Raw genomic sequence first — 24,439 nt, 5'->3', positions numbered from 1 at the left:
TTGCTACCTCGTTATTTTTGCCACAACGTGTCACCGTCTTTATTAACCACTTGCAATCTAGCTTCATGGGCCTGTAACTCTTCGGCTGACGCTCGAACTACCCTTAACTTAGGTCTATTTGATGATAACCGACGGATATTACCGCCATCATCCTGCTCATTCGACTCATTTCCAGAGGCCAAATTAAGTTTCACTTGGCCACCTGTCATACCTAGGTATACATCAGCCAATATCTCAGAATCCAGCAAAGCGCCGTGCAAAGTACGCTTCGAGTTATCGATATCGTAACGTCGACAAAGAGCATCTAGGTTATTCTTTTGTCCTGGATGCAAATTACGCGCCATCACTAATGTATCTAATACTTGGCAATACTCGTGTGTTGCTGGAAAGCCTTGATTTAGCATAGCAAACTCATTGTCCATAAAGCCAACATCGAACGGGGCGTTATGGATAACTAATTCTGCGCCTTTTATATAGTCAAAAAACTCTTGTGCGACTTGATTAAACAAAGGCTTGTCACGCAAAAACTCATTCGTGATACCGTGAACATCAATCGCCTCTTCTTCTATTTCACGCTGTGGGTTGATGTAAACATGGAAGTTATTGCCAGTTAAGCGGCGGTTGATTAATTCTACACAGCCTATCTCAATGATCCTATGTCCGGCTTTTGGATCAATCCCCGTCGTTTCTGTATCTAGGACTATTTGCCTTTTTAACATATCGTCTGACGCCCAACTTTGTTATGGTTAACCATTAATAGTTACATTCTACATAAAAACAGGTCTATTCGTGCAAAAAACAGTAGAGATTTATACCGATGGTTCGTGTCTTGGTAATCCTGGGCCCGGCGGCTATGGCGTGTATATGTGTTATCAAGGCCATGAAAAGCAATTAGCTCAAGGCTATACCTTGACAACCAATAACCGAATGGAAATGTTAGCAGCCATCGTTGCACTTGAAACGCTCAAAAGACCGTGCCACATCATCTTGTACACAGATAGCCAATACGTCAAGCAAGGGATTGAGTCATGGTTAGAAAACTGGAAGAAACGCAACTGGAAGACCGCATCCAAGGCACCAGTTAAAAACGTAGACCTATGGAAAAGACTAGACGCTGCGTGTCAGCGCCACAATATAGAATGGCGCTGGGTAAAAGGCCACAGTGGCAATAAATATAATGAGCTAGTCGATGACTTAGCACGTGAAGCGGCTTCATCTAGTGCTTTAGAAGTTGATGAAGGCTACCAAGCATAGTCTATTATTTTTCAGTTCTTGAGCGCGTTTGTGATAAGCGCGCACTTTTTACCGCTGGCGCCCATTTAGGTCTGGCACGCCATTTAGGCTTAATTGGAGTCAATGGCGCAACACGTTTTCGAGCAACCAATAGATAACAACTCCCCATTGGTTTTAAATAATGCCGACAAAATCGTCTCCAAGGTGCAAAGCGAGATAACCGACTGCCCCTTGCAAGTGATGAATAGATAAAGCGCTCATCCGCAAGGATTTCAAAGCCCAATAAATCTAACCAGTCCTTAACCCGAGACGGGGTAAAAAAACGCCCTGACCAAGGAAGCTTTTCGCGGCTAAATGGTAATGCGCTGGCCAACCCGCACAAGCTAAAAGGGTTAAAACCGCTAATAACGATATATCCCCCGGGTATTAACGTACGATGAGCTTCACGCAAAATGTGGTGGGGGTCAGAGTGGTATTCAAGACTTTGACTCAATATACATACGTCAACACTGTGCTCTGAAAATGGTAATTCATCAATTTCAGCTACTACGCCAACATGCCCTAATGCATGAGGTGAAACACATACTTGATGTTTAATGGTACTTTTAGATGTATCAATTTGCCCACTAAGACTGCCCAATTTCAGCATATGGTACCCAAACATTCTCGGTAACCATTTACCTACTCTTCTTTCGATACCGATTCGCAGATAATCCCCATGAGGGAAGTCTTGCCATTCAAGAGGCTTTGGACCCTGTTGAAAACTTAAGGCTGGTTTCATCAAGTTTGCTCGTTATACTAATGCTAACACTCACTTTATAGAGCAATTAACTATGGTGCAAGTCGAGCCTATCAAAGCTTTTACCGACAATTATATTTGGGCTATACGCGATACTGAAAATAACCATGTGTGGGTCGTTGATCCCGGCCAAGCTGACCCGGTAAACACTTACCTCGCACAAAAACAGGCGACTTTAAAAGGTGTGTTAGTCACCCATCATCACTGGGATCATACTAATGGTATACAAGAATTACTAAAATCTTCACCGTCAATAGCTGTGTATGGGCCTACAAACTCTCCTTTTAATGGGATCACTCATCCATTAAAAGAAGGTGATGAGCTCGATGTATTGAGCATTAAACTTCGCGTTATTGAAACCCCAGGACATACTCTTGACCACATTTGTTACCTAAGTAACACGCTTTGCTTTACAGGAGACACTATTTTTAGTGCGGGCTGTGGACGCTTGATGGAAGGTAGTAGTGAACAAATGTGGCTGACTCTGTGTAAGTTTAATGATGTACCCGATGATGCACTGATGTATTGCACCCATGAGTACACATTAGCAAACTTAGCATTCGCCAGTGCTGTTGAGCCCAATAATAGTGACATTCAAAACTATAAGAAATGGGCAGAGCAACAGGTAAGTAAGTGCACGCCAACCCTCCCCAGTACGTTTGCAAAGGAAAGAGCGGTAAATCCCTTTTTGCGTGCCACCTTGACTCAAGCAAAAGCAAACATCCCGCACCACTTAAGTGATGACCTATCAGAACCTTGGAAAGTGTTTGCTGCACTTAGAGCTTGGAAAGATAGCTTTTAGTCATTAGGCTATACTAATCACTTTTAATATATACACTTAACAGGTAGTATTGGCGGGTTTTTGCTCGAGTAACAGAAAATTGTCTATGAATAAATTGTCTATTTCCCTTGTTTTGGTGGCTTTGTTAAGCGGTTGTCAAAGCGTTTCTGATTTTAATAAATCAACAGAATTGACTGCATCGCAACTTAACAGCGCGAGCCCTGCAGAGATCAGTGACACCTTACTCAGTGCAAGCCAAGAGCCCATGGAAGTAGATGAGCCACCCCCTGTGTTTGATGACGTATGGGAGCGCATTCGCTACCAACTTTCGATTGACGTTCCACAGAATCGTCCTGTGGTTGCAGAGCGTAACTATTATCAGCGCCATCAAGCCTATTTAGACCGCATTTCAAAGCGGGCTGAACCCTATTTATACTTCATCGTTGAAGAAGTTGAAAAGCGTCAAATGCCCATCGAAATAGCGCTTTTGCCTATTGTTGAAAGCGCATTTGACCCATTTGGCTACTCTCACCGCAGTGCATCGGGTATTTGGCAATTTATGCCAAAAACAGGAGAAAGGTTCAATCTGAAACAAAATTGGTGGTATGACGGCCGTAGAGATATCGTACAATCAACTCGAGCAGCCCTTGATTATCTTAGCTATCTACACAAAACACTTGAAGGCGACTGGCTTAATGCAATAGCAGCTTATAATTCTGGTGAAGGGCGGCTACTCAAAGCAATTAGAAAAAACCGTAAAAAGCATTTACCAACCGATTTTTGGTCTCTCGATTTACCAAGAGAAACCACTGCCTATGTTCCAAAGTTACTAGCCTTGTCTGATTTATTAAAACGACAAGAAGAATTTAATGTCAGCTGGAAAAAGATAATTAATGCGCAGGTGGTTGAGTCTGTTGATATAGGCTCTCAAATTGACTTAGCGCTCGCCGCTGACATGGCGGATATTTCGCTGACGGAACTCTACAGATTAAACCCTGCATTTAATCGCTGGGCAAGCGACCCGAATGGTCCTCATTCGCTACTATTACCGGCGGACAAAGTAGACGCTTTTAAAGAAAAACTTGCTGCCACTGACATTAAAGACCGTTTGCGCTGGCAACATTACGCTGTCAAAAAGGGCGATACACTATCGGTCATCGCGGCAAAGTTTTCAACCAGTGCCAGTGCCATTCGGTCGTTGAATAAACTAGATTCACACATTATCCGAATCGGTCAAAACTTACTTGTACCTATTAGTGATGGTGAGTTAAAAAGCGAGCACTTACCAGCTAGTGTCAGAAACTCAATTGCAAAAACACAGCGCGCTGAAAAGGTTCATGTGGTGACCAATGGTGATACATTGTGGGATATTAGCCGCGAGTATGATGTCACTATCAAGCAGCTAGCAAGCTGGAATCGACTCAAGCCGAGCTCTATTTTGCGATTGGGACAAAAGTTAACCATTTACCAGCAAGCTAAAAATGAGCAGATAGCAAGCAATACGAGTAACCGCACTATTACATATAAAGTAAGGCGTGGTGATTCGTTGGCAAGAATTGCCTCAAAGTTTAACCTGACTGTGAAAGAAATAGTCAAATGGAATGACTTACAAGGTCAGAAGTACCTTTATCCTGGGCAGAGATTAAAGCTTAAAGTGGATGTAAAAAGCTCATAAAAAAAAGCGCCAACTTGGCGCTTTTTTTGTTTTTATAATTGCGCGGCCCAAAGCATCAGCCAAGGCGCGGCCGGTTCCCACGGTTCAAAGTGCTCACAGGCATCGATATCTAGTCGTTCAACAGGTATTGTTGCATTTAGCTCTTTTACTAACGCATCCACTTGTCGACCCGCACCGCAAAATGTTTCACCATAACTGCTATCACCGAGTCCAATCACCCCGACTTTTTTATCGGTTAACATTGGAAATTGACTTTGCATTTGTTGAAACAATGGCTGAATGTTGTCAGGTAAATCACCAGAGCCTGTTGTTGAGGTGATAAAGAGCACGTTTTTTGCACTTTCTAATTGTTCAATACTTCCACCTTCAAACACAGTCGCATCATGACCAAGGCTTACTAGCTTATTCTTTACTTCCGCCGCTAAGTTATCTGCGTTGCCATACATACTGCCTACAAATATCGATACTGACGCCATTATTCATAATCCTTCTCAGTCTTAGGCCAACCTAATTGTTCGCAAATAGATAACATTTGCTCTCCAAGGCGGGCTTTAATAGTTATTATTTCTTTAGTGTAAGGATGAGCAAACTTAAGTGAAGTTGCAAACAGCATTAACCTTTGCAGTGAAAAATGTTCAAAAAAGAAGTGGTTATGCTGATTATCACCATGGTTTACATCACCAATAATTGGGTAAGATAAATGCTTTAAATGCCTGCGGATCTGATGCTTTCGGCCCGTTTTTGGAAAGCACTCGACTAAGCTGTAGCGAATGCTTGGATACTTACCAAAAGGGATAGGTAAGCTTGCTTGGAATAGACAATTAAACTGCGTTTGCGCTTCTTGCGGCGCTTTGTCTTGATTAGCAAACTTGTCCGCAATTTTATCTAACTCTTCTTTAAGCGGCCGATCTAAAAAGACTGACTCAGGTGCAAAGCCTCTGACCAAAGCAAGATAGCGCTTTTCTATGTTGCCATCGATAAACACTTGGTTCATATCCCGCGCAGCTTCGGAGCTTAAAGCAAATAATAAAACGCCTGAAGTCGGTCTATCTAATCGATGCACAGGAAACACGTGTTGACCAAGCTGATCTCTGAGCATTTGCATGGCAAATTGGGTTTCTCTTTTATCTAAAAAAGAACGGTGCACTAGTAAACCAGATGGCTTATTAATCGCCACATAGTGCTCATCTTGATAGACAATCTCTAACATACATCACTTTGCGATAAGCTATTGTCGATTTGCTCTAAAATACTCAGAATGACATCGTAATTTGCTTGGTCACTTAATGTCATTTGTGCCATAGGCGCGATCGCAATATTTGTAGGTAGAGGTAAATCTTGCGCAATTAAAGCCGACATTTTAGGTATAAACACAAACTGTAACCACTGCTCAAATTGCAGCGTGTCACAACAAAAAGGCTGCGTCGATTGTAATAATTGGGGATCTATCGGTGTGATTTGCCATAACTTTGCACTAGCCAATGCTTGCTCTAAGGCTTGTAGCTGCATTTGTAAATGTTGATGTAGGGTAACTGGCACAACTAAAACTCTTGCGTATATATGCGGCAATTATACCCAAATTACCAGTCTTTACATAGAGCTTGCTTATCAGCACACATAATTATGGGTATAATCATCACCCAAAATAATCAAGTGAGTGAACCATGACAGCGCAAATTTCTACTTTAGGCGAACTTTTGAGTGCAGCAGGCACGCAATGGCGGGTGTATGACATTGGCAGAAGAATTACCAAAATAGACAAGCAACAATTTGCGCAAATTGAAGCCGCTCAGGTACCTTATCCATTTCCACTTGCTGGACACGCCCTGATTGCGATTCAATTTTGGGATAACCAAGCGACGGTTGACCCTTATGTTTGGTTTTTAAAGCTTCCTTTAGATGAGCAAAGCAAGCTCATCGTTGCCAGTAGAGATCACTTTGCCAGCATGGTTCTTGAGGCACTTGGAACGGAACTAACGGGTGAACAAGCTGATGGAAAGCTTGATAATAATCCTTATGTTTTTACGCCTAATGCAAATAAACTCGCAGCGTTTAATGCATTGTTAAAAAGGGAACTAAACCGCCCGGCCTCACAATATTACGAATATAGCGAACTGTACTTTGCCGGTAAATTGCCACAGGATGCATGGCAAAGCATGGCTGTACAAGGCATCGCAGATTTTGCCTTTCGCTTAGATCACGGGCAAAATAATGCAAACTTGCAAAAAAGTTGGCCTTCACTTCCTCTTGAGGTAAAGCAACCACTCAGTGCCATGCTCGAGCATATAGAAGTGAGCACAGTGTTTTCTGAGCAGCTGCAAAGTGCGATAAAAACCAGCATTGAACAAAAAAATCTAAGCGAGCTAATTTGTAACTTAAGAGCAATTTCGGGCAGTAAAGCTCAGGGTTTGATAGCGCAAAGTGTAGATTTAGTGTTAAACAGTGATTATCGCTTTGAAGCCGACATACTGCTCACTTTAGCGGGCCGTTGTTGGGAAGTATTTGTTGACTCAGAGCGACTCTTCAAATTTTTGGATTGTGCTGCAAACAATCAGCAGGTAGATGGTCTATTTGCCAGTATTTTTGCGGATTTAGTTGCAATTCCAACACTTCGCCCACATGTTTTAGCTATTCTAAGAGCAGAAAACCGCAGTGATGAGCTCTCACGCGCAATTGGTAGGTTATTTTCGTAAATGGCAACACTTTGGCTTTTTATTATTATCGGTGTAATCATTGCACTGTTCTGGACAAGTAGACAAGCGGCTGAAGCAGCCAAAGGTCATGCGCAACACCAAGCACAAAAACTGCAAGTACAGCTTATAAGCGTTGCCTGTGAAAAACGTCGTCTCGGCATTCTCAGAAACGGCAAGCCAGGAATAAAAAGCCAATTTACCTTTGAATTTAGCTCTGATGGTGAGAGCGTTTATCAAGGCACACTACATTTAGAAAATAGCCGACTTATTAAAGCGGATATTCCCCCTCATCGAATAGCTTAAATCTGTTGTTTTTAAAGGAACTGGTTGATATCTTTAAGTCATTAACTATAAAGGATATATAGTTATGATAAAATCAAAACTCCTGCGTAAAAGCAGTACATTTGCTATCGTTTCTCCCTCGTGGGGAGGACCTTCGGCATTTCCGCATATATACCAAAAAGGGTTACAAAATCTCAACGCACCTGGCTTCAACATTCTTTAATATCCAGCGCAACAATGGATGATGAAAAGTTATTCCAAAGCCCCAGATTGCGCTCAGGTGATATTAACGCAGCTTTTAAAAATCCAAAAGTCGATGCCATCATTGCGACTATTGGCGGATCAGACTCTGTGCGAATACTTAAGCACCTTGATATTGAGACAATAAAGAGTAACCCTATTTTATTCATAGACTTACCGGATTCCACCAACATAACAGCTACACTAAACCTAGCTGGATTAGTGACTTTCAACGGTCCTTCTGTGATGGCAGGCTTTGCCCCGTTACACAAAACTTCGATAGTGATTACCAAAGCTATCTACGTCGCTTTTTTACAACCAACCCAAATACACAACTGCTACCTACATTTAACCTATATAGCCAAGGTTATCCCGATTGGAAAAATAGTGAGAACACAGGAATGCGCGCCAAACTATTAGTCAACAGAGGACCTCAAGTATTGCAAGGAAACCAACCAGTAACGGGGAAGTTGTTTGGTGGATGCATGAAGTCTAGAGATGCTAAAAGGCACCCAGTACTGGCCATCAGCGAGTTTTTGGCAAAACAAAATACTCTTCTTAGAGACATCTCAAGAGAAACCATCTATTGACTGCGTCCGTTACTGGTTACGCAATTATGGCGTTATGGGTGTGTTTGAAAAACTCAGTGCCCTACTCATTGGTAGACCTCGAGACTATAGTGAAGAAGAGCAAATACAACTTGAGAAAACCATACTCAGTGTGGTTAAAGAAGAGTTTGGTAACTAGCAGCTTACCATCATCGCAAATCTAGATTTTGGTCATACCGATCCACAGGTTATTTTACCTTTGGGTATCGAATGTAAAATCGACACTCATTCAGGCCAGTTAACATTACTTGAGCATGTATTTATTTAACCTCAGATTTGGATAAAAGTTTTGAAATAGGACATATTTGTAAACTGACAAAACGAACAATTCAATGAGGGGTTTTGGTCAAGAACAAGGCGCTTTTACGCAATAATAAGCAGGCTATAACAAATGAAAGAAACACATAGTGGGCAACATAACTTTGTTAGGCAAATTCGCTTATGCGGAGCTGAGGTTATGTAACTATTAAGGAGTATTGCTTAGTAAAACACTACTCCTAGTTTTTAGATAGCCAAGTTACTGCACAGTGATATCTTGATAACCCACTTCAGTCCAAGAGTTATCAAGCCACCTTACTTTGGCTACAATTCGATATTGCCCCGGACGAGTGAAATAAGAAACCGCTCTTACCCCAGATGATGCTTCCCCGCCAGACAGTATATAGTTTCCATCACTCAACTCCGATAGAGTATAAATTGCATCCGACGCACGCTTAGAGTATTCGAATTTTTTCATATCATATAAATAGTTACCTTGTGAATCGTGAACAGCCAAAGCGAGGTTTCGAAAATAGTAAGGCGTACTGTTTGTGATATTTTTAACTTTAAATTGAGCATCAAAGTTTGGATTATAGATAGAGGCATTCGGATCCGAGGAGATTTGATGCGCCTTCACCCAAAAGTCCTGCACTCTGATGCCAAGCAAATAACTGTTAAAAAAGTTACTGTTGCGCTCTATCCCGTTGGGATATTGATTATCAGACTCACAATTTTGTTCCTGTACAGTTAATTGTGTTCCATCTATATTTGTAACCCAAGCGACATGTCCTAAGCTCCCATTGCGACTATCTTGAATAGCCACACTGTTTAAAGTCGGCGTGCTTCTATAAATGTAGCCAGATGTTTTGTTAATCGCTTTATAAGTATTTACATCCCAGCGATATGCATGTCTTGGGTAATCGTTTAATTGTAAGGCATGGCCCCACACATCCTTTGCTTTTTTCCAAGCAAACCATGTGCAATTACCCTCAACCCCTTTTGCTGAAGTACAACACTCAAAAGGATTGTTAATTGACGTTTGTCCGCCACAGTAGTTGACTGCCTGCACATGTGAAGCAAACAGGCCTACTGATGCCCATATAAATGACTGCCTAATATTCATGGTAGCTATTCCTTAGATTGATTTGAATTCGTCAATATCATGGCAAACAATCTTTGTATCGTAAGAAAAAACAACTATCCGAGTGACTGTCGGAGACTTCATTAACAGCTATAACTTTATATAAGCTTTAGAAACAATAGGTTAAAAATAACAGGGTTACATTAGCCTCTATAAATGTTATTTTTTGGTTTAATTTTTGTGTAAAAATATGTCGAGTTTGAAGGATAAAATAAGACTGTGTGCCAAAACACGCAACATGCAAATGAAACAAGTGATTTACGATTGCCAATGCAGCCAATCTCACTTTTATAAGGTGCTCGCAGGCGAACGCCCTTTAAATGAAACAATCAGTAAGTCTCTCGCTAAACTCCTAAATATCAGTGAAAAAGAAGTAGAACAACTGATAAATTCTGAACTTGAAACAGAAAAAGAACGTCCAATACAAACCAGCAGTAATATTCGAGTAGACACCAAACTTGGCAAACGTATTTTCTTATTACTTACAGCGCTTTTGATCTGTTCGACAATTAGTTACGCTACTTATAAATTTAGTTTGCCAGTTGAAATACATCAAAACCAAATAGCAGACCTAATACTAGATTCCTCAACTTTTATTAAAGATGTTACTATTCCAGATGGTACTGCAGTGCCTGTAAACACGGTGTTTTTAAAGACCTGGCGCATTAAAAATACAGGCCAAATAATATGGTCTGATCGCTATTTACAGCGTACGACTATAACGGCAAAAGAGCTATGCCAAAGCCCTCAAAAGATTCCTATTCCACAAACGGCACCCGGCGAGATAATTGATTTATCTGTTACGTTCAAAACACCAGCATTACCAGGGTCATGCAGGACAGATTGGAAGATGGTAGATAAAAAAGGAAATTTGATTTACCCAGAGATCAGTGGGCTCTACAGTATTATACAGGTAGTAAAAACAACAACTAAGTGATTATAGCTGAAAGGTTGATTGAACATTGAGAGTTAAGATGAAGTATCTGAGCTAATATTATGTGCAAGGCCCAGAAAAAACTAAGGCGCAACATCAGTCGCGCCTAGTTCTGACTACATCCATGATAGGTTGTCCATATCCTATGCGTGAAGCCACCTTTTTCTTCATCCCCTGAACGGGTATACATCCCAGCCACACCCCTGCACCACTCCCTGCTTTCATCCTTTGCCACGTCCTGTGACTATCCTCTCGCCTTCTAGGCCTCCACTTCACTCATCCTGAGCGCTCCTTAAGCAGCATATCCAGCGCTTGTCCTATCATCCTTGTACATATCATCCTGACATGTTCCCACATCCTATGGGTCCTATGATCAATCCTTGCTCCTTTTGTGATCCTTACTCTTATGCAGTTTATTCCCTCTGCATTGTTTCCTATTTGCGAATCCTATCGCTTTGTCTTCCTGACATGATTAAGTGTACGCGCATTTTGCTTTTCAAAAAGCAAATATAGTTAAACTCCTAGCTGACATATTATTGCAAAAAAACACAACACCTTTAATAACATAAACTTAAGGTAGAAATAATAACCAATATCGGCATCACAAAACACCTTAACGTACAGCTATGTAAGAAAAGTCGCACATGCTATTTTCCATTCTGTCTCATTGGCGTTTTTTAAACAGTATTTCGCCTGTCACTTTTTCAAAAGAAAGCGTTTTAACGGCCTCATAGTCATGAGATAGAAAAAACGCTTTTTGAGACGTTTGCGTAACAAATACGGCCATACCGCTAATATCTTTATTACTGGATATAAGGTCATCTAACCCAGTTAATAAATAATGACCTAACCCCTGCCCTTGAACATGAGGGTCTACCGCTATAAACGCTAGAAAGTAATAATGCCCATATTCATCCAGCGCAGCGCGGATAGTGTTTTCTTTTTCGATAAGCTGCTGTGTTTGCAAATAACCGGCACTGAGCATGAGTCTTAGCCTCCAGTGCCAATATCTTGCAGCCTGTAGCTGAGTTTCAGACTCAAGCACACAAGCAACAGCATATAAGTGTTGTTTATTAAAAAGGCCTATCATGGGTTGTTGGCCTTGACCAAAACTGGATAGTTCTTCTCTAATAAATGCTCTTAACTTCGCTTCATAGCTACTGTTATCTTTTGCAGCTAATACACTGCGTAAAACGTCATCATCATGATAGGCTTGGTATAGCAAACTGGCTGCAACCGACATATCTTCTGGTGATAGGTATCTAACCGACAATTCTTGCTCTTCTAAAATATGCATAAAGTCCCCTTATGTTGTTGTTATTAGGGCAAACAGATTGTTGATAGGTGCACAGTCAACTATAGTTACAGAGTGTTTTTTAGGCAACTTAAGGATTTAACTATGGATACTAGCAAGCACAACCTAGCAAATTTGTTTGCGCAACTAGGGCTTGAGAATTCACCTGAGCATATTACTCAATTCATAAAAAAACATCGTATTGCTGACGACGTACTCCTAAGCGAGGCCCCATTTTGGAATGAAGGTCAGCGACATTTTATTGAAGAATCATTGCGTGAGGATGCTGACTGGTGTGAACTCATCGACGAACTAGATGCCATGCTACGCTAAGGTTTTTAGCTATGCTATGATGCGCTTTATTTGTGTGGAGTAAAGCGCATGCATCCCGCAGTGCAAAAAGCCATTGTCGAGTTGGTGAATAGTGGCAAAACCCCAACTGTCGCTTTAACAAAGGCGCGTTTGTGTGAACCCGTACCTATGCCGCTTATTATTTCAGGACTTAGTGCCTATAAAAACAACCCTGAAATTATTAAGTTGCCTGTTACTGAAAAATCAGAGCAAGATAGCCTGTCTCAACAAAGTCAGCTTGATAGAATTGAGCAAAAACTTGATCGCCTACTAACCCTATTAGAGAAAAGATAATATGTTTGTTGCTGACTTAACTTTTGACTGTTATCAAGACACAACTTTAGATATGGCTGAAGTGGCAATCAACCGCGTGGTGAATGCTCTGCGTTTTAATGGTCAGATTATTGGGGATGAATTCCCAACGGTACTCAAAGACGGATATTTTATAACCCGTGTTATGTGCCCGCTGGAAGATGCACTTCACCCACTAAACCATAGCCCATTTGTAAAGCATGCTATTGAAGGATTACAAAAAGCAGGGTTGCTTGCGCCTAAAGTAAAAGTAATTGGCCAAGACATTCATGCCAATGGCGCAGACACGTGTAATGCACCTTCAAGTTATATCCTCTACACCACTTATGTACACACATGTAGTCCACTTTACTGCGGGGATCACTTTTTGCCTGTACCATTATACAAAATTCCAGCGATTGCTAATGGCGACTATAAAGCTTTGATTAAGTGGCAAGAAGATTGGCAGGCATGTGACCAAATCCAGATCAACGGCGCAACACGGTGTGAATTTTCGGCGCTTGACGAAATATCGAGCACTAGCAGCGACCTATTTCGTCGTGGTATGGACTTGTCTAAACGCATAAGATTTTTAACTCAAAAGCCAGTTTTCTACTACTTATATCGCGTCGGTGGAGAGAACTTGGAGTCTGAAAAACAAAGAAAGTGCCCAAGCTGCAATGGCGATTGGGCACTGGATGAACCGTGGTTTGGTATTTTTGACTTTCGGTGTGATAAGTGCGAATTGGTATCCAATATCTCTTGGGATTTTCAATAGCCTTCGAGTTAGCAAGCCACTTGTTGTAAAAATACTTCTAAATTAGGTGCTAGTACATGGTGTGGTGGCTTGCCCACATATTCAAGACATACCTCACCTGTACTTAACATCACCGTTAGCAACAAGTCATCTTGCTCTGTTAAGCCAATAAAAACTGACTCTTGCTGCTTTAACTTTCGTTTCATCAATACATGGCCCGTAATATTTTGCTGTAATCGAACATAATCGTCTTGGTTCCACGCTTGTAATAACTCAATTTGGTGCCCCTCGATCTGTCCGATGATATTACCAGCATAAAAAGCACTGTAGTAAGTATCTAGAGCATCAGGAAAGCGACATTCAAGTGCCTGCGCTAAGGCCTGCAGATTATTCTCTTTCGGCTGCGAAACAGCTTGCCATTGTATCTGTTCTTCATCGAGAGGCGTCCCAATTTCACACGGGCTTGGCCACTGAGGGTCGTAATACATACAAGGTAATGTTTGATGTGCTTGCTGGTAATTCTTTGCGTAATTATCATGTAATTGAGATAAAATCTGCTCTAATGGCATACTGCTAACCGTCATATGATCCGTTATAATGAGGCCATTGTAACCACAAATGGTGAAACATGACAGATTACACAAATGCGCCCGAGTTAAAAGCCTCAGTACTTGGAAAAACCACACAATATGCATCACAATATGATGCATCTTTGTTACACCCAATTGCACGCAAACTTAACCGAGACCAAATAGCAGTCGATGAATCAGCACTACCTTTTATGGGTGAAGATATTTGGACTGGCTACGAGCTCTCATGGTTGAATTTAAAAGGCAAGCCTCAGGTCGCTGTGGCTTCGTTTGTATTTCCATGCCAAAGCTCTCATATTATCGAGTCTAAGTCGTTTAAGTTGTATCTCAATAGCTTTAATCAAAGTCAATTTGAAAGCTCAGCAGCAGTGCAGCAAATACTGCAAAAAGATTTATCTGAAGCTGCTAATACGCATGTCAGCGTTACACTGTATAAGCCCGATGACTTCGCATGCTTGCCATTTACCGATATGCCAGGGCAATGTATTGATGAGTTAGATATTGAGGTCAACATATATAGCCCACAAGCAAATATCTTGAAAAGCGCAGGCCAAGGGATAGTCAGCGAAACGCTACACAGCCACTTACTGAAGTCAAACTGTCTGATCACATCACAACCAGACTGGGCGAGTATCGTTATATCCTATACGGGGCTGCAAGTATGCCACGAATCTTTACTTCGCTACTTGATTTCATTTCGCAGTCATAATGAGTTCCACGAACAATGTGTGGAACGCATCTACTGCGAGTTAATGAATACCTTTGGCTTCGATAAGTTAGAGGTATATGCTCGCTATACCAGACGCGGCGGATTAGATATCAACCCATATCGCTCAAGCCATCAAGATAAAACGCCTTATTCAATCCGTACTAATCGACAGTAAATGTTTTCACTGGCACTTGGATTGCGCACACATCTGCATAATTAGGCTTGGCCACAAACCAAGCCTCTGGCCTATTTTTTCGAGATGCCACTAACTCTATAAAAGATGGATGCGAAGTATCTAGCACTTTAAAGCGCTGTTTATCTTGTTTAGAAATATCCGAAAGCACACTTACAGACTCAATAGGATTAAAAGGAGCTGTTCCATTTGCTTGTCGTTTCAGCCTTTGGATATGTTCCATGCCTGACAACACTCGTCCAAATACAGTGGTATTTTTATCTAGATATCGTTGCGGCGTAAGCGTGATGTAAAAGTCAGTACCACCAGAGTCAAGTTCGTTGTCTCTTGACATGCCCACTGCGCCCGTACAATGCACTTGCCAAGTTTGTTTGCCATCAGCACTTTGCCCTACGGCAAAGCCATTGACAAACCCAGTACGCGGTGCATAACCGTCATTGTTATCGACTGTGGTTATTTCCACTGGCGAATCACTTTGCAGCATTAGCTCGGCTTTTAGCTGTCTTTTCCCGTATTTTATTGGTTTTTTCCCGCTTTGATCACCACCTTGTGCAACAAACCCTTCCTCAAAGCGGTAAAAGCTCAAACCATCATAAAACTTATCTCGCGCAAGCAGTTTTATGTTATTAACATGTCTAGGTGCAAGCAGTGGATTAAGCTCAACATAGGTTGCCCCTGTTGGTAATTGTATTTTTAACACATTATTGCTATCAACGACTCGCCAAGCTTGTTCTGGAGCTTGGGCTATCACTTCGTGTGGCGCTTTAAGCGGCTTTGCCAATACACCGCTGGCGCATACGGTTATGATACTAGCAAACAAAAGCTGACATGATTTCATCCGTTTTCCTTAATATTATTTTTTACTTTCCAGACTACTGGCTATCAGGGTCCCAATCAAATTTGTACAGTAAATCAATACTATCGTACAAACCACTTGTTGCTTCAACATAAAGCTTAGAGAAGACACGGTAACGCACCGCGACTTCGCTTAAGGAATCAAAAACGCCCACTCGGTAGCTCACTTGAACATTTGGCGTTAAATACCCAGATACTTCAACCTTTGTTGACTCGCCGCTTCCCCTAGCTCCAAGCGATACATCTTTAAAGCCTAGTTTTTCACCCGTCTTAGAGACCAGCCCTTCACTGCGATTCAACCCTTGTGATAATAGGAGTTGGGTTAATATAGTACTATTTGAATTTTCACCTTCACCTAATGGCTCACCATTAAGTAAATAGGCAAGCGCTTGTGATTGGTCCATAGCGGGTTGCGAATAAATAGAAAAACGTGGCGCTGAAATACTACCCGCTAACTCGACTCCGGCTTCCACATCGTTAGCGGTTACTTCTGGGTTGCGAATAGCTCTGACATTTAAATAAGGTCTATCCAGCGCACCGTTAAAGCCAATTACCCCTGTTTTAATTAACAGGTCTTGACCAAAAGCCCGATAACGCCCTTCTTGTAATGATAGCTCCCCACTTGCCAATAAAGGACTTGCAGGTAACTTAGTCACATCTAACTGACCTGCAATATAGCTGTCTAAACCAAAAGCTTTGACTCTGAAGTCGTCACCAACAGTCACATCTAGGTCGATATCATAGGCGATGGGTGAGCGGCTCTGCTGCCGATATTTTTCATCTACAATTATCTGATCTTCTGATACTTGCACCACACCTACTGGCATTTCTTCAACTTCAATTCGGCCAAAAGGTATTTGCAAGCTGCCCGTTAAAGACGCTCTTTTTTCGCGATATTCTAGTTTTAGATCGGGAGAGATAGACACCTCCACGTTGGGCTGAGGAGAAATCAAAAAGTCATCACCTTTGGCCGTTATACTTGCAGTCGGCATCCCATCCCAAGAAAGCTCGCCACCTAAAGACAAAGTGCCACCTTGTTGAGCTTGTAACTTGCCAAGTACAATCGCCTGCCTATCATTAAGCTCAATATCCAGTGAGGACGATTCAATGGCTACAGGTGATATCGAACTGGTCAAGGCTAAGTCACGCACATTAATTTGCCCATTTATTGTAGGACTGCGTAAATCACCAGCTAGGGTCACTTGACCAATGATGTCTCCTGAAAGCGCGATGGCTTGCTTTAAACTCTTACTTAAAACCGCAGACAAAGGCTCTAAAGACATATGGACAATCTCTAGTGAAGCTTTAGGCTGGCTTTGCCCGGTTAAAGGCACTTCTATTAACCCTTTGAGCCGTCCCAACATTGAAGAATTTACTTGCCAATCTATGCTTGCAAGCTCCCTCGTACTAGTCAGTTTGGTATTCAAATTTTCAATTGGCAGGACATGTGTTTGTTCGCCTTCAGTCGTTGCGACTTTAACTTGCTGCAGGTGCAATTGTCCGTCAGCGTGATTTAGCTGACCTGAAAGCCAATCAAGCGATAACGCACCTTTTGCCAAACCTTGTAATGTTGCGACATCTCCAAGCCAGGGGTTAACGTCTTTTAACAATAATTGACTGATCTCGATATCAGCCAAGCCTTGGTTAGTACTAAAGTCATGTTTCGCGGATATACATGCTCTACTGCCCTGAAACTTCCAGCACTGTTTATCAAGCTGGGCATTCGCTTGCGATGCAGCCATCTTTGCAGGCTCAATCAACATTATCTTATTATTTAGATAACCGAGGCGCGCCTCAGATAATTGCCCTCGCCACTGCTGACCTACCCATGCGCCTTGTGCAATGATGTCTGCCTCAACATCTCCTTCTGATGTAATTTGCAAAGCATGTTTTGATAAATCACCTTGCAATGAGATGTCTACATCCTGAACGTTTAGCTTAGCGTGCTGAATGTTCTGGGCCCTTAAGCTCGCATTGGTTTCCCAATTAAGGGCACTGTCTAAGGTCAAGTCTAAAAGTGCATCTTTGAGCAAAAGGCTCTCGTATTTTATATCGCTAACATGAGTTGTTAAGGCTACTTTTGGTGTTTGATGCGCACCAGATATCGTAATATCGCCACGCATCGTGATATCGGCTGGCAACAAGAGATCGGCTGTATGCTCTATTTTTATCTGCCCATTGAGACTCAATTGCTTTCCTAACTCGCCAGACATCGCAACTTTACTAGCCCCATAATCCAAACTCAGTTGCGATAACTTTCCCTGTAAATCTTGGTTAATACTAAGTTTTGCTATTGCACTCAATGGCTTGCCAAATAACTGCCCATTAAGCTCTAAACGACCCACATTCGCGTGCCACAAGTCGTTGTTAAGAGCTAAATCAGCGGCTATTTTTGCCCCTAGCTGAGCGTTTTCATAATCGGCAGGCAGTAACGACATAGGAATCTTATTAATTTGCGCATCAAGGTTACCACTTAAGCCACTTTCCCAACCTAATTGCGCCGAGAGATTCGCTAGCGTATCTTGCCACTGAAGCTGTGTGTTAGTCATTGAGACACCAACAAGGGAGCCCTGTAGTTTGCTACTTATTGCAAATGGTCCATCAGGGGCTGTAGTGCCCTCCACACCTATTTGTATCGCATAGTTGTTCAACGTGCCTATTGCGTTGAGTTCTACTTGATTGACAGCTAAAAATTCAAATGGCGGATGAAACCAGTTCGCAAACTTAAGTTGTTGAGCCTCTAATTTAGCCTGAAAAGGCCAGTTGTCTTGGGTTAAATTAAAAGAGCCTTCAAAACCACTCTCATATCCACCGGTGGTTGTTAATATAACTTGCAGCTGAGACAGTGGACCCACAGCATTGAGTGTAAGCTGATTGCGAGCTGCTTCTAGTGTATTGCTCGTTTGAACCTGCCATATATCCGACCACACAATAGAACCTTGAGAGTTCAGCGTAATCTCTTGTATATCGGTGTGAGTAATAGCCTTGTTGAGCATCGTGGAGGCTAACACTCGCCACGTGGCTTTTTCACTGTTCACTTGGGTTTGCACAGAAATATTGTCCAGCACGGTAGTTTGAACACCTTGCACCACTTCAAATTTTTTAACAAATAAGTCCTTCGCAACAATATCAAGTGGTATTGTCGGCACATTCAATTCAACAGCGGGTATCGATGTGATTAATTCAGCGGGTTGCTTCGGTTGTTCAGGCAGCGACAGCTTGCCCTTGCTTAGCGCTAGGCTATCAATCGTAAGGTGCTCTTCACGCCAACTTAACGAGCTTTGTAATTGAGATAGCAGCACCTGCTGAGCGTTTATTGTTGCGTCAATTTCTTCAACAAAAAAACTATTTAACCCTATATGAACAGGTGCTTGAAGCATTGAGTCTTGCTGTTCTAACTCCTTTTCTGATGGCTCAGGGTTTGCCGTTGTATTCACTCTTGCATGTAATTTTTGCGCAGCAATATCCAAGCATATTGTGGCACAACTAAACCAGTGTAAGGATACCGTTAACTCTTGTGCAGAAAATGATAACTGCTCACTTTGATAATCAAGCTCTATGGGCGTGCCTGACAATAGGCGTCCCTTACCCAGTTCAACATTAAGACCCGCTACACTTTTATTTGCAAAAAAAACAATCAGTTGATGGCCGGGTGCAGTTGCTAATATGCAAAAAAGCACCACAACAACAGCCGCTATACTTATCAGTACTTTTTTAAAACGTGCGAACAACAACATCAAATTTCAGGTCCTATCACAATACTTAAACGGGTGCTTTTACTGTCTTTACTCACTCCCCATGCATGGTCTAAACGAATGGGGCCTACGGGAGTTAAATATCGCAAGCCAAATCCCGCTCCCACAGACCATTTTTCAGAAAAGTCATTGGTTGCGGTACCCGCATCAACAAATAGTGCAGCACGCCAACTGGGTAAAAACTGATAATTGTACTCCAAAGACCCCGTTACTAGATATTTACCACCAATCTCTTTATTTCCCTCTTTAGGGCCAACTGAACGGTAAGAAAACCCTCGAATACTCTGATCGCCCCCCGCAAAAAATCGCATATTGAAAGGGACTGAATGAATATCATCCACCACAATTGCACCTACATTGATTCGACTAATAACAAAATGTCTGTGCTCATAGTGGCGTAGCCACGCATTATTCCAACGAGCCTTGATAAGTGATGTTGAAGAGATTAAAGAGTCACTTGCAACTTCCAATGAAATAAGGCGCTCATTTGCCCAATATGGCGTCGCGCCTCCTTTATTTTGCTTTTTCGCATAACTAATACCAGGCAGGAGCATCTCAGATTTAAACACTTCCCCATCTTGGTTTGTTGTTTCATGCTCTCTTTTAATAAAAGCTGTGCGGACCCAATTGTCATCTGTTAACCATTGTCTTTGTAATTGCACATTCCATATTCTGCTATCGACCCCTTGCTGCAAATCATCATTTACTTGCAATCCCCCTAGTACTCTCCAAACATCGTTATTCGGATCGGCAACTGGAATGGTATAGCTACCTGTGACATCTTGCCTGCGCTCAGACAGTGACATGTTTCCTTCAAAAAAGTGTCCATCGACAGTGACCCATGGCTTACTCCACTTTAGACGCGCTTTTGCACCTAAATCAGTACTATATCCACCACCCACTTCAAAACTATTTGCAGGCTTATCTACAACATCTACTCTAATCGGTAATAAACCGTCTTTTCTATCTTTGAGTAAAGGGTAGACTTTAGCCGAGCTAAAGTAAGGAGTTGCATTCAATGCTAGGGTATACTCAGATAGTCGTGAACTGTTAAATTGAGAGTTATATTCAAATGTAGATAATGATTGAATATACTGGCTTGCTTGGGTATTTTTGCTGACTCTAAGTTCACCAAAGTGATAACGAGGGCCCGAATCCAATTGCCAATTTACGCTAGCAAGACGCTCCTTCTTATTGATCAACAACTCGCTTTTAACCCATTTAAAATCAAAGTATCCTCTTTCCAGCAATAAACTTTCAATTGCTGATTTAGACTGGTTATAAACGTCATGTCGCACTACGTTGTTGACTTTGATTGGCAAATTAGTCAATAACTCTGATACCGCTTTATCATCCTTTGCTGCGGAGGTTATTACAACGCTAATCTCACTCCAATTTAGAGGCTCTTTGAGCTCAATGTTAATGTTCAAGGTTTCATCGTTTGGCTTACCCGTTATCACTATTTGACTATGGTAATAGCCCACTGCTTGCAGAGCTTGTGCGACCGATAAGCGAATATTTGCTTGTTGTTGTTGATCGAAGGGCTGAGTGAGGTACCCTTGAATAAATCCCTCTACATTGCTTTTAGTCTCACCATCTATTCCAGATACGCTTATATGTTGCATCGACCATGGTGTTTGCGCATTCACATTAGCGGTGAAAGCCAATGCACTTGTCAGCAGCATAAATAAAACAACCCTTAACACTTGCGACTCATTCCTACAGTTAACTCAAGTGGTTGATATTATCATATCCAAACATAACCCCCTATGAACATTACATATGCAATTAGTAACTAATTTTCTATTTAGCTCTTTTTATTTGAGGCTTAATAACCGACAATAACGCTAATTGATTTACTTGGATTTAACTATGCAATTCCCTGACGACGATAATGGTCAGCTTCTTCAAGAAATAGCAGAGGCAGGTATTGACCTAACGCAATTTCATTTAGTCGACTTTTTCATTCTGTTTGAGCAAAAACCTCAGGCCGAGTCTTTTATCAAAGCCATATCAGAAGATGAACTTGCGCCACTGACGCAATTGCAACAATGCAAAGATACAGGTGTTTGGGAAGTAATCACATCTGTAAAAATGGTGCCCGACCATCAATTACTCGGACAAACGGAACAATATTTAGAAAGTATCGCAAATGCTCACGAAGGTTATGGTGATGGCTGGGGAATATTGGCTCAAGAGTAGCTCAAGAGTAGCTCAAGAGTAACCTACGCCATTTTTCAGGGCCCAATACAGGGCCCTAAGACTTATCTGCTATTCGATAATGCCCTTGATAATCAAATATCTTGTCACTGACTTGCCAGCCATACTTTTTATGTTGCTTAGCGATAACAAAGTCAGGTGCAGACAACTCTCCTTGCAGCTCAGCAACTTGTTCAGCACTAGCCCAATTTATTAGAGCGTTTTTTTGCTTAACCCTTTTACTGAAGTAAGAATTGAATACATAACGACTTTTGCTGTTTGAGAAGTCATATATTTCATCGCAACATGCGCCATCTTCATCAAAATAAGTTACTTTAATACGCTGTTCTTTCAATATACTAACGCTCAGACCAGAACACCTTAAGACCATCGCATTTTTAAGGTTTAACGCAGCACGCAATTTATCATCGGGGTCCACCAAAATTGTCTGGCACTGCCAGCATTTCCTTGCAGCGATATCGTTTTCACTGCCACACGCTTCGCATTCTTTAAAGCGAAATCGGTAATCACACTGTTGTTGTTCAGCTCCCTCCCCTAAAAGGCCTTTACAACGTCGCCCAAAGTGTTCAATAACTTGGCCCTGTTCGTTTGTTTTGCCCCAAAAAATATTCGCAAAGCCACAACCTGGGCACAACACCTGAACAGGTTCGGTGTCTGGACTCGGTTGCTTACTGCCAACCTCAGGATGAAATAAATTAAAATTGTTACCTGCATAATCTAATATCAAACAGTCCGTTTTATGTTCAGATAAACGTAACCCCCGCCCCACAATTTGTTGATATAAACTGACTGATTCTGTTGGCCTTAAAATAGCAATAAGATCAACATGAGGCGCATCAAAACCAGTTGTTAATACTGATACATTTACCAAATATTTTAACTTTTTATTTTTAAAATCATTAATAATATTATCTCTATGTATATTTTCGGTATCGCCAATAATCAATTGTGAATCATCTTTGGGCAAATAGTTCAACACTTCTTTTGCATGTTCAACTGTTGCAGCAAAAATCATAATACCTTGGCGGTTTTTACTTTGTTCAATAATATGAGAAACAATACTTAAAGTTGCTCTTGTTTGAGACTTTAACAAGGTATTCATATCTTTTTGCGAATAAGAGCCAAACTGATCAGTGTGAAGTTCTGAAAAGTCGTAATGGGCAACGGCTGGATCTATTTCTTTAGGTGGCGTTAAATACTTATTCTGTATCATATACCGAAGCGGGAGTTCATAAATACACCTCTTAAAAGGGCTGCTTTTAGTGCCTCTTACAAAGCCATGATAGTGATGATTATATATCCATCCCATTCCTAGCCTATAAGGTGTAGCAGTTAAGCCCAATACCTTTAAATTAGGGTTATTAACTTTTATTGTACTAATTACCTTTTCATATTGGCTTTGAGGTTCACCACTAACTCTATGGCATTCATCTATTATAACTAAAGAGTAAAACTCATTAAGCTTTTCTAAATTACGAACAACAGATTGAACACTCGCAAAGGTCACTTGCTCTGATAAGGATTTTTGTCCTAAACCGGCTGAAAATATGCTTGCAGTAAGGCCAAAGCTGGTGTATTTCTGAGCGTTTTGCTCCACCAACTCTTTAACATGTGCGAGTACAAGTATTTTATGGCGAGCAAGACGAGCTAATTCAGCGATAACTAAGCTTTTCCCAGCTCCAGTAGGTAATACAATTACGGCAGGATCATTACAGCGTTTAAAATGTGTGATGGTATTATCAACAGCTTCTTGTTGATATGGTCTGAGTGTATAGATATGCACCTCTAACTTATGAGATACGGTTAATACATTATACACATAATAAATATCACTGCGAGACAAAAGGCCCTAAACAGAGCCTTTTATGAAATATTAAGCTAATAATTTAAACAATTAAATTTTGTAATCGTCTAAATTTACGCCAGAAAATGCTTTTGGCGTTTTACCGCGGCCAGTCCATTCAAATATTTGGCCATCTTTTTCAATTCTATATTTAGGCTTTACTTTTGCACGCTTATCAACTGGAGCGCCAGATACTAAGTCGTCAAGAGTTAAACCCTTTTCCTTGATCAGTGCTAATACTTCCTCTTTTACTTGCTGCTGTTCACGTTGAGACTCAATTGCTTCATTGATTAACTCAGCAGCTTTCTCTAACTCATTAAAACTCGCAGATTTGATAAAAGACTTAATTTCACGCATTGATAGTACTCTTATATTATTTGGACTAAATACCTAAAATAGGTATATCTAAATCAGATATAAATTAAATTACTTTTGTATATTCCGATTACTATATTTTTACATATAAATATAATAAAGCAAATAATATAAGTGAATTTTGAAGAGTAAGTGTATTGGCGGGTAAAATAGGAGTAACTATTGGTCACTCCTCAGGTAAAATTAGCTTTTATATAGCCACAACGTTTTCAGCTTCAGGTCCTTTTTTGCCTTGCTTGATGTCAAACGATACCGCTTGGCCATCAGTCAATGTACGAAAACCTTCACCTGAAATAGCACTAAAATGTACAAATACATCAGGGCCATTCTCTTGTTCAATAAAGCCAAAGCCTTTTGATTCATTAAAAAACTTTACTTTACCTGTTTTAGAATTAGACATACCTATTATTCCTGTAAGTCAGATCAATTTAACACTTGCCTAAATGGCTACCTCCCTGAGCTTACGCCGCAACCTTTCGGAATAATAAATACAGCAAAAAACACCTAGTGCCCATTAACGCGTTCAATAATATTAACCGCCAGTCAATGAAGCTTCCTTACC

26 protein-coding genes and 1 pseudogene are annotated in these 24,439 nt (G+C 41.2%); 13 read left to right on the top strand and 14 right to left on the bottom strand.

Annotated elements, in window-relative coordinates; genetic code table 11:
• Window positions 1-11: 11 nt before the first annotated feature.
• Window positions 12-719, bottom strand: a complete 708-nt coding sequence (gene dnaQ, locus HG263_RS09015) for a DNA polymerase III subunit epsilon (RefSeq protein ID WP_171625762.1) — start codon at window positions 717-719, stop codon at window positions 12-14.
• A 70-nt stretch (window positions 720-789) separates the two neighbouring features.
• Between dnaQ and rnhA the strand changes: the two genes are divergently transcribed.
• Window positions 790-1,254: a ribonuclease HI gene (gene rnhA / locus HG263_RS09010; RefSeq protein ID WP_171625761.1), complete on the top strand. Its 465-nt coding sequence runs from the start codon at window positions 790-792 to the stop codon at window positions 1,252-1,254.
• 4 nt (window positions 1,255-1,258) lie between these two features.
• On the opposite strand, the gene HG263_RS09005 is transcribed toward rnhA, so the two are convergent.
• A complete protein-coding gene (locus HG263_RS09005) occupies window positions 1,259-2,014 on the bottom strand; it encodes a class I SAM-dependent methyltransferase (protein ID WP_171625760.1) in 756 nt (251 codons plus the stop codon).
• A gap of 52 nt (window positions 2,015-2,066) precedes the next feature.
• Between HG263_RS09005 and gloB the strand changes: the two genes are divergently transcribed.
• Both gloB and HG263_RS08995 read left to right on the top strand, forming a co-directional pair.
• Window positions 2,067-2,834 carry a hydroxyacylglutathione hydrolase gene (gloB, locus tag HG263_RS09000; RefSeq protein WP_171625759.1) on the top strand — a complete coding sequence of 256 codons (768 nt, stop codon included), beginning with the start codon at window positions 2,067-2,069 and terminating at the stop codon, window positions 2,832-2,834.
• Between the two features lie 85 nt (window positions 2,835-2,919).
• A complete protein-coding gene (locus HG263_RS08995; RefSeq protein WP_171625758.1) occupies window positions 2,920-4,488 on the top strand; it encodes a lytic transglycosylase in 1,569 nt (522 codons plus the stop codon).
• A 32-nt stretch (window positions 4,489-4,520) separates the two neighbouring features.
• Here HG263_RS08995 and HG263_RS08990 read toward each other — a convergent pair whose 3' ends face one another.
• From HG263_RS08990 to HG263_RS08980, 3 genes are read right to left on the bottom strand one after another with little or no spacing between them, the layout of a single operon-like run.
• Window positions 4,521-4,964, bottom strand: coding sequence for a flavodoxin (locus tag HG263_RS08990; RefSeq protein ID WP_171625757.1), 444 nt, complete (start codon window positions 4,962-4,964; stop codon window positions 4,521-4,523).
• Window positions 4,964-5,698, bottom strand: coding sequence for a tRNA pseudouridine(65) synthase TruC (gene truC, locus HG263_RS08985; protein ID WP_171625756.1), 735 nt, complete (start codon window positions 5,696-5,698; stop codon window positions 4,964-4,966). Before truC ends, HG263_RS08990 begins: the two co-directional genes overlap by 1 nt.
• Window positions 5,692-6,027, bottom strand: coding sequence for a YqcC family protein (locus HG263_RS08980; protein ID WP_439331987.1), 336 nt, complete (start codon window positions 6,025-6,027; stop codon window positions 5,692-5,694). The genes truC and HG263_RS08980 overlap by 7 nt, the downstream gene beginning before the upstream one ends.
• 125 nt (window positions 6,028-6,152) lie before the next feature.
• On the opposite strand from HG263_RS08980, the gene HG263_RS08975 reads away from it, so the two are divergent.
• From HG263_RS08975 to HG263_RS22360, 4 genes and pseudogenes are all read left to right on the top strand, one after another.
• The gene (locus HG263_RS08975; protein WP_171625755.1) at window positions 6,153-7,181 is read left to right on the top strand and encodes a DUF3549 family protein; all 1,029 of its coding nucleotides are present in this window, start codon (window positions 6,153-6,155) and stop codon (window positions 7,179-7,181) included.
• The gene (locus tag HG263_RS08970; RefSeq protein ID WP_171625754.1) at window positions 7,182-7,484 is read left to right on the top strand and encodes a DUF3301 domain-containing protein; all 303 of its coding nucleotides are present in this window, start codon (window positions 7,182-7,184) and stop codon (window positions 7,482-7,484) included.
• 216 nt (window positions 7,485-7,700) lie between these two features.
• A complete protein-coding gene (locus HG263_RS22365; protein WP_246239929.1) occupies window positions 7,701-8,123 on the top strand; it encodes an LD-carboxypeptidase in 423 nt (140 codons plus the stop codon).
• A gap of 78 nt (window positions 8,124-8,201) precedes the next feature.
• Window positions 8,202-8,579: pseudogene (locus HG263_RS22360) on the top strand (hypothetical protein).
• A 249-nt stretch (window positions 8,580-8,828) separates the two neighbouring features.
• Here the strand turns inward: HG263_RS22360 and HG263_RS08960 are convergent.
• Window positions 8,829-9,692: a CHAP domain-containing protein gene (locus HG263_RS08960; protein ID WP_171625753.1), complete on the bottom strand. Its 864-nt coding sequence runs from the start codon at window positions 9,690-9,692 to the stop codon at window positions 8,829-8,831.
• Between the two features lie 262 nt (window positions 9,693-9,954).
• On the opposite strand from HG263_RS08960, the gene HG263_RS22355 reads away from it, so the two are divergent.
• Entirely contained in the window at window positions 9,955-10,647 is a 693-nt protein-coding gene (locus HG263_RS22355; protein ID WP_246239928.1) for an NBR1-Ig-like domain-containing protein, read from the top strand.
• A gap of 661 nt (window positions 10,648-11,308) precedes the next feature.
• On the opposite strand, the gene HG263_RS08950 is transcribed toward HG263_RS22355, so the two are convergent.
• A complete protein-coding gene (locus HG263_RS08950) occupies window positions 11,309-11,941 on the bottom strand; it encodes an N-acetyltransferase (protein WP_171625752.1) in 633 nt (210 codons plus the stop codon).
• 102 nt (window positions 11,942-12,043) lie between these two features.
• Here HG263_RS08950 and HG263_RS08945 point away from each other — a divergent pair, with 102 nt between their 5' ends.
• Genes HG263_RS08945 through HG263_RS08935 form a run of 3 tightly spaced genes read left to right on the top strand, consistent with a single transcriptional unit; the run spans window position 12,044 to window position 13,358 of the window.
• Complete coding sequence (locus HG263_RS08945) at window positions 12,044-12,271, top strand: DUF2789 domain-containing protein (protein WP_171625751.1); 228 nt, start codon at window positions 12,044-12,046, stop codon at window positions 12,269-12,271.
• Window positions 12,272-12,319: 48 nt separating this feature from the next.
• Window positions 12,320-12,583 (top strand): hypothetical protein, encoded by a 264-nt coding sequence (locus tag HG263_RS08940; RefSeq protein WP_171625750.1) that lies wholly within the window; start codon window positions 12,320-12,322, stop codon window positions 12,581-12,583.
• A gap of 1 nt (window position 12,584) precedes the next feature.
• Window positions 12,585-13,358, top strand: coding sequence for a Zn-ribbon-containing protein (locus tag HG263_RS08935; RefSeq protein ID WP_171625749.1), 774 nt, complete (start codon window positions 12,585-12,587; stop codon window positions 13,356-13,358).
• Window positions 13,359-13,366: 8 nt separating this feature from the next.
• Here HG263_RS08935 and syd read toward each other — a convergent pair whose 3' ends face one another.
• A complete protein-coding gene (gene syd, locus HG263_RS08930) occupies window positions 13,367-13,906 on the bottom strand; it encodes a SecY-interacting protein (protein ID WP_171626093.1) in 540 nt (179 codons plus the stop codon).
• A 59-nt stretch (window positions 13,907-13,965) separates the two neighbouring features.
• On the opposite strand from syd, the gene queF reads away from it, so the two are divergent.
• A complete protein-coding gene (gene queF / locus HG263_RS08925) occupies window positions 13,966-14,811 on the top strand; it encodes an NADPH-dependent 7-cyano-7-deazaguanine reductase QueF (protein ID WP_171625748.1) in 846 nt (281 codons plus the stop codon).
• Here the strand turns inward: queF and HG263_RS08920 are convergent.
• Genes HG263_RS08920 through HG263_RS08910 form a run of 3 tightly spaced genes read right to left on the bottom strand, consistent with a single transcriptional unit; the run spans window position 14,798 to window position 21,124 of the window.
• The gene (locus HG263_RS08920; RefSeq protein ID WP_171625747.1) at window positions 14,798-15,667 is read right to left on the bottom strand and encodes a peptidylprolyl isomerase; all 870 of its coding nucleotides are present in this window, start codon (window positions 15,665-15,667) and stop codon (window positions 14,798-14,800) included. The two genes, queF and HG263_RS08920, sit on opposite strands and share 14 nt — an antisense overlap.
• Before the next feature lie 34 nt (window positions 15,668-15,701).
• A complete protein-coding gene (locus tag HG263_RS08915; protein WP_171625746.1) occupies window positions 15,702-19,421 on the bottom strand; it encodes a translocation/assembly module TamB domain-containing protein in 3,720 nt (1,239 codons plus the stop codon).
• On the bottom strand, window positions 19,421-21,124 hold the full coding sequence (locus HG263_RS08910) for an autotransporter assembly complex protein TamA (RefSeq protein ID WP_171625745.1): 1,704 nt from the start codon (window positions 21,122-21,124) through the stop codon (window positions 19,421-19,423). Before HG263_RS08910 ends, HG263_RS08915 begins: the two co-directional genes overlap by 1 nt.
• A gap of 187 nt (window positions 21,125-21,311) precedes the next feature.
• Here HG263_RS08910 and HG263_RS08905 point away from each other — a divergent pair, with 187 nt between their 5' ends.
• Window positions 21,312-21,641: a ribonuclease E inhibitor RraB gene (locus HG263_RS08905; RefSeq protein ID WP_171625744.1), complete on the top strand. Its 330-nt coding sequence runs from the start codon at window positions 21,312-21,314 to the stop codon at window positions 21,639-21,641.
• Between the two features lie 55 nt (window positions 21,642-21,696).
• On the opposite strand, the gene radD is transcribed toward HG263_RS08905, so the two are convergent.
• The 3 genes from radD to HG263_RS08890 form a co-directional block, all read right to left on the bottom strand.
• On the bottom strand, window positions 21,697-23,442 hold the full coding sequence (gene radD, locus HG263_RS08900) for a DNA repair helicase RadD (RefSeq protein WP_171626092.1): 1,746 nt from the start codon (window positions 23,440-23,442) through the stop codon (window positions 21,697-21,699).
• A 111-nt stretch (window positions 23,443-23,553) separates the two neighbouring features.
• Complete coding sequence (locus HG263_RS08895) at window positions 23,554-23,859, bottom strand: H-NS histone family protein (RefSeq protein ID WP_171625743.1); 306 nt, start codon at window positions 23,857-23,859, stop codon at window positions 23,554-23,556.
• A gap of 208 nt (window positions 23,860-24,067) precedes the next feature.
• Entirely contained in the window at window positions 24,068-24,277 is a 210-nt protein-coding gene (locus HG263_RS08890; protein ID WP_171625742.1) for a cold-shock protein, read from the bottom strand.
• Window positions 24,278-24,439 lie beyond the last annotated feature (162 nt).

Origin of the sequence: Pseudoalteromonas caenipelagi (genome assembly GCF_013140855.1) — a bacterium.
Taxonomy (GTDB): Bacteria; Pseudomonadota; Gammaproteobacteria; order Enterobacterales; family Alteromonadaceae; genus Pseudoalteromonas; species Pseudoalteromonas caenipelagi.
This window is presented reverse-complemented; position numbering and strand designations above follow the sequence as displayed.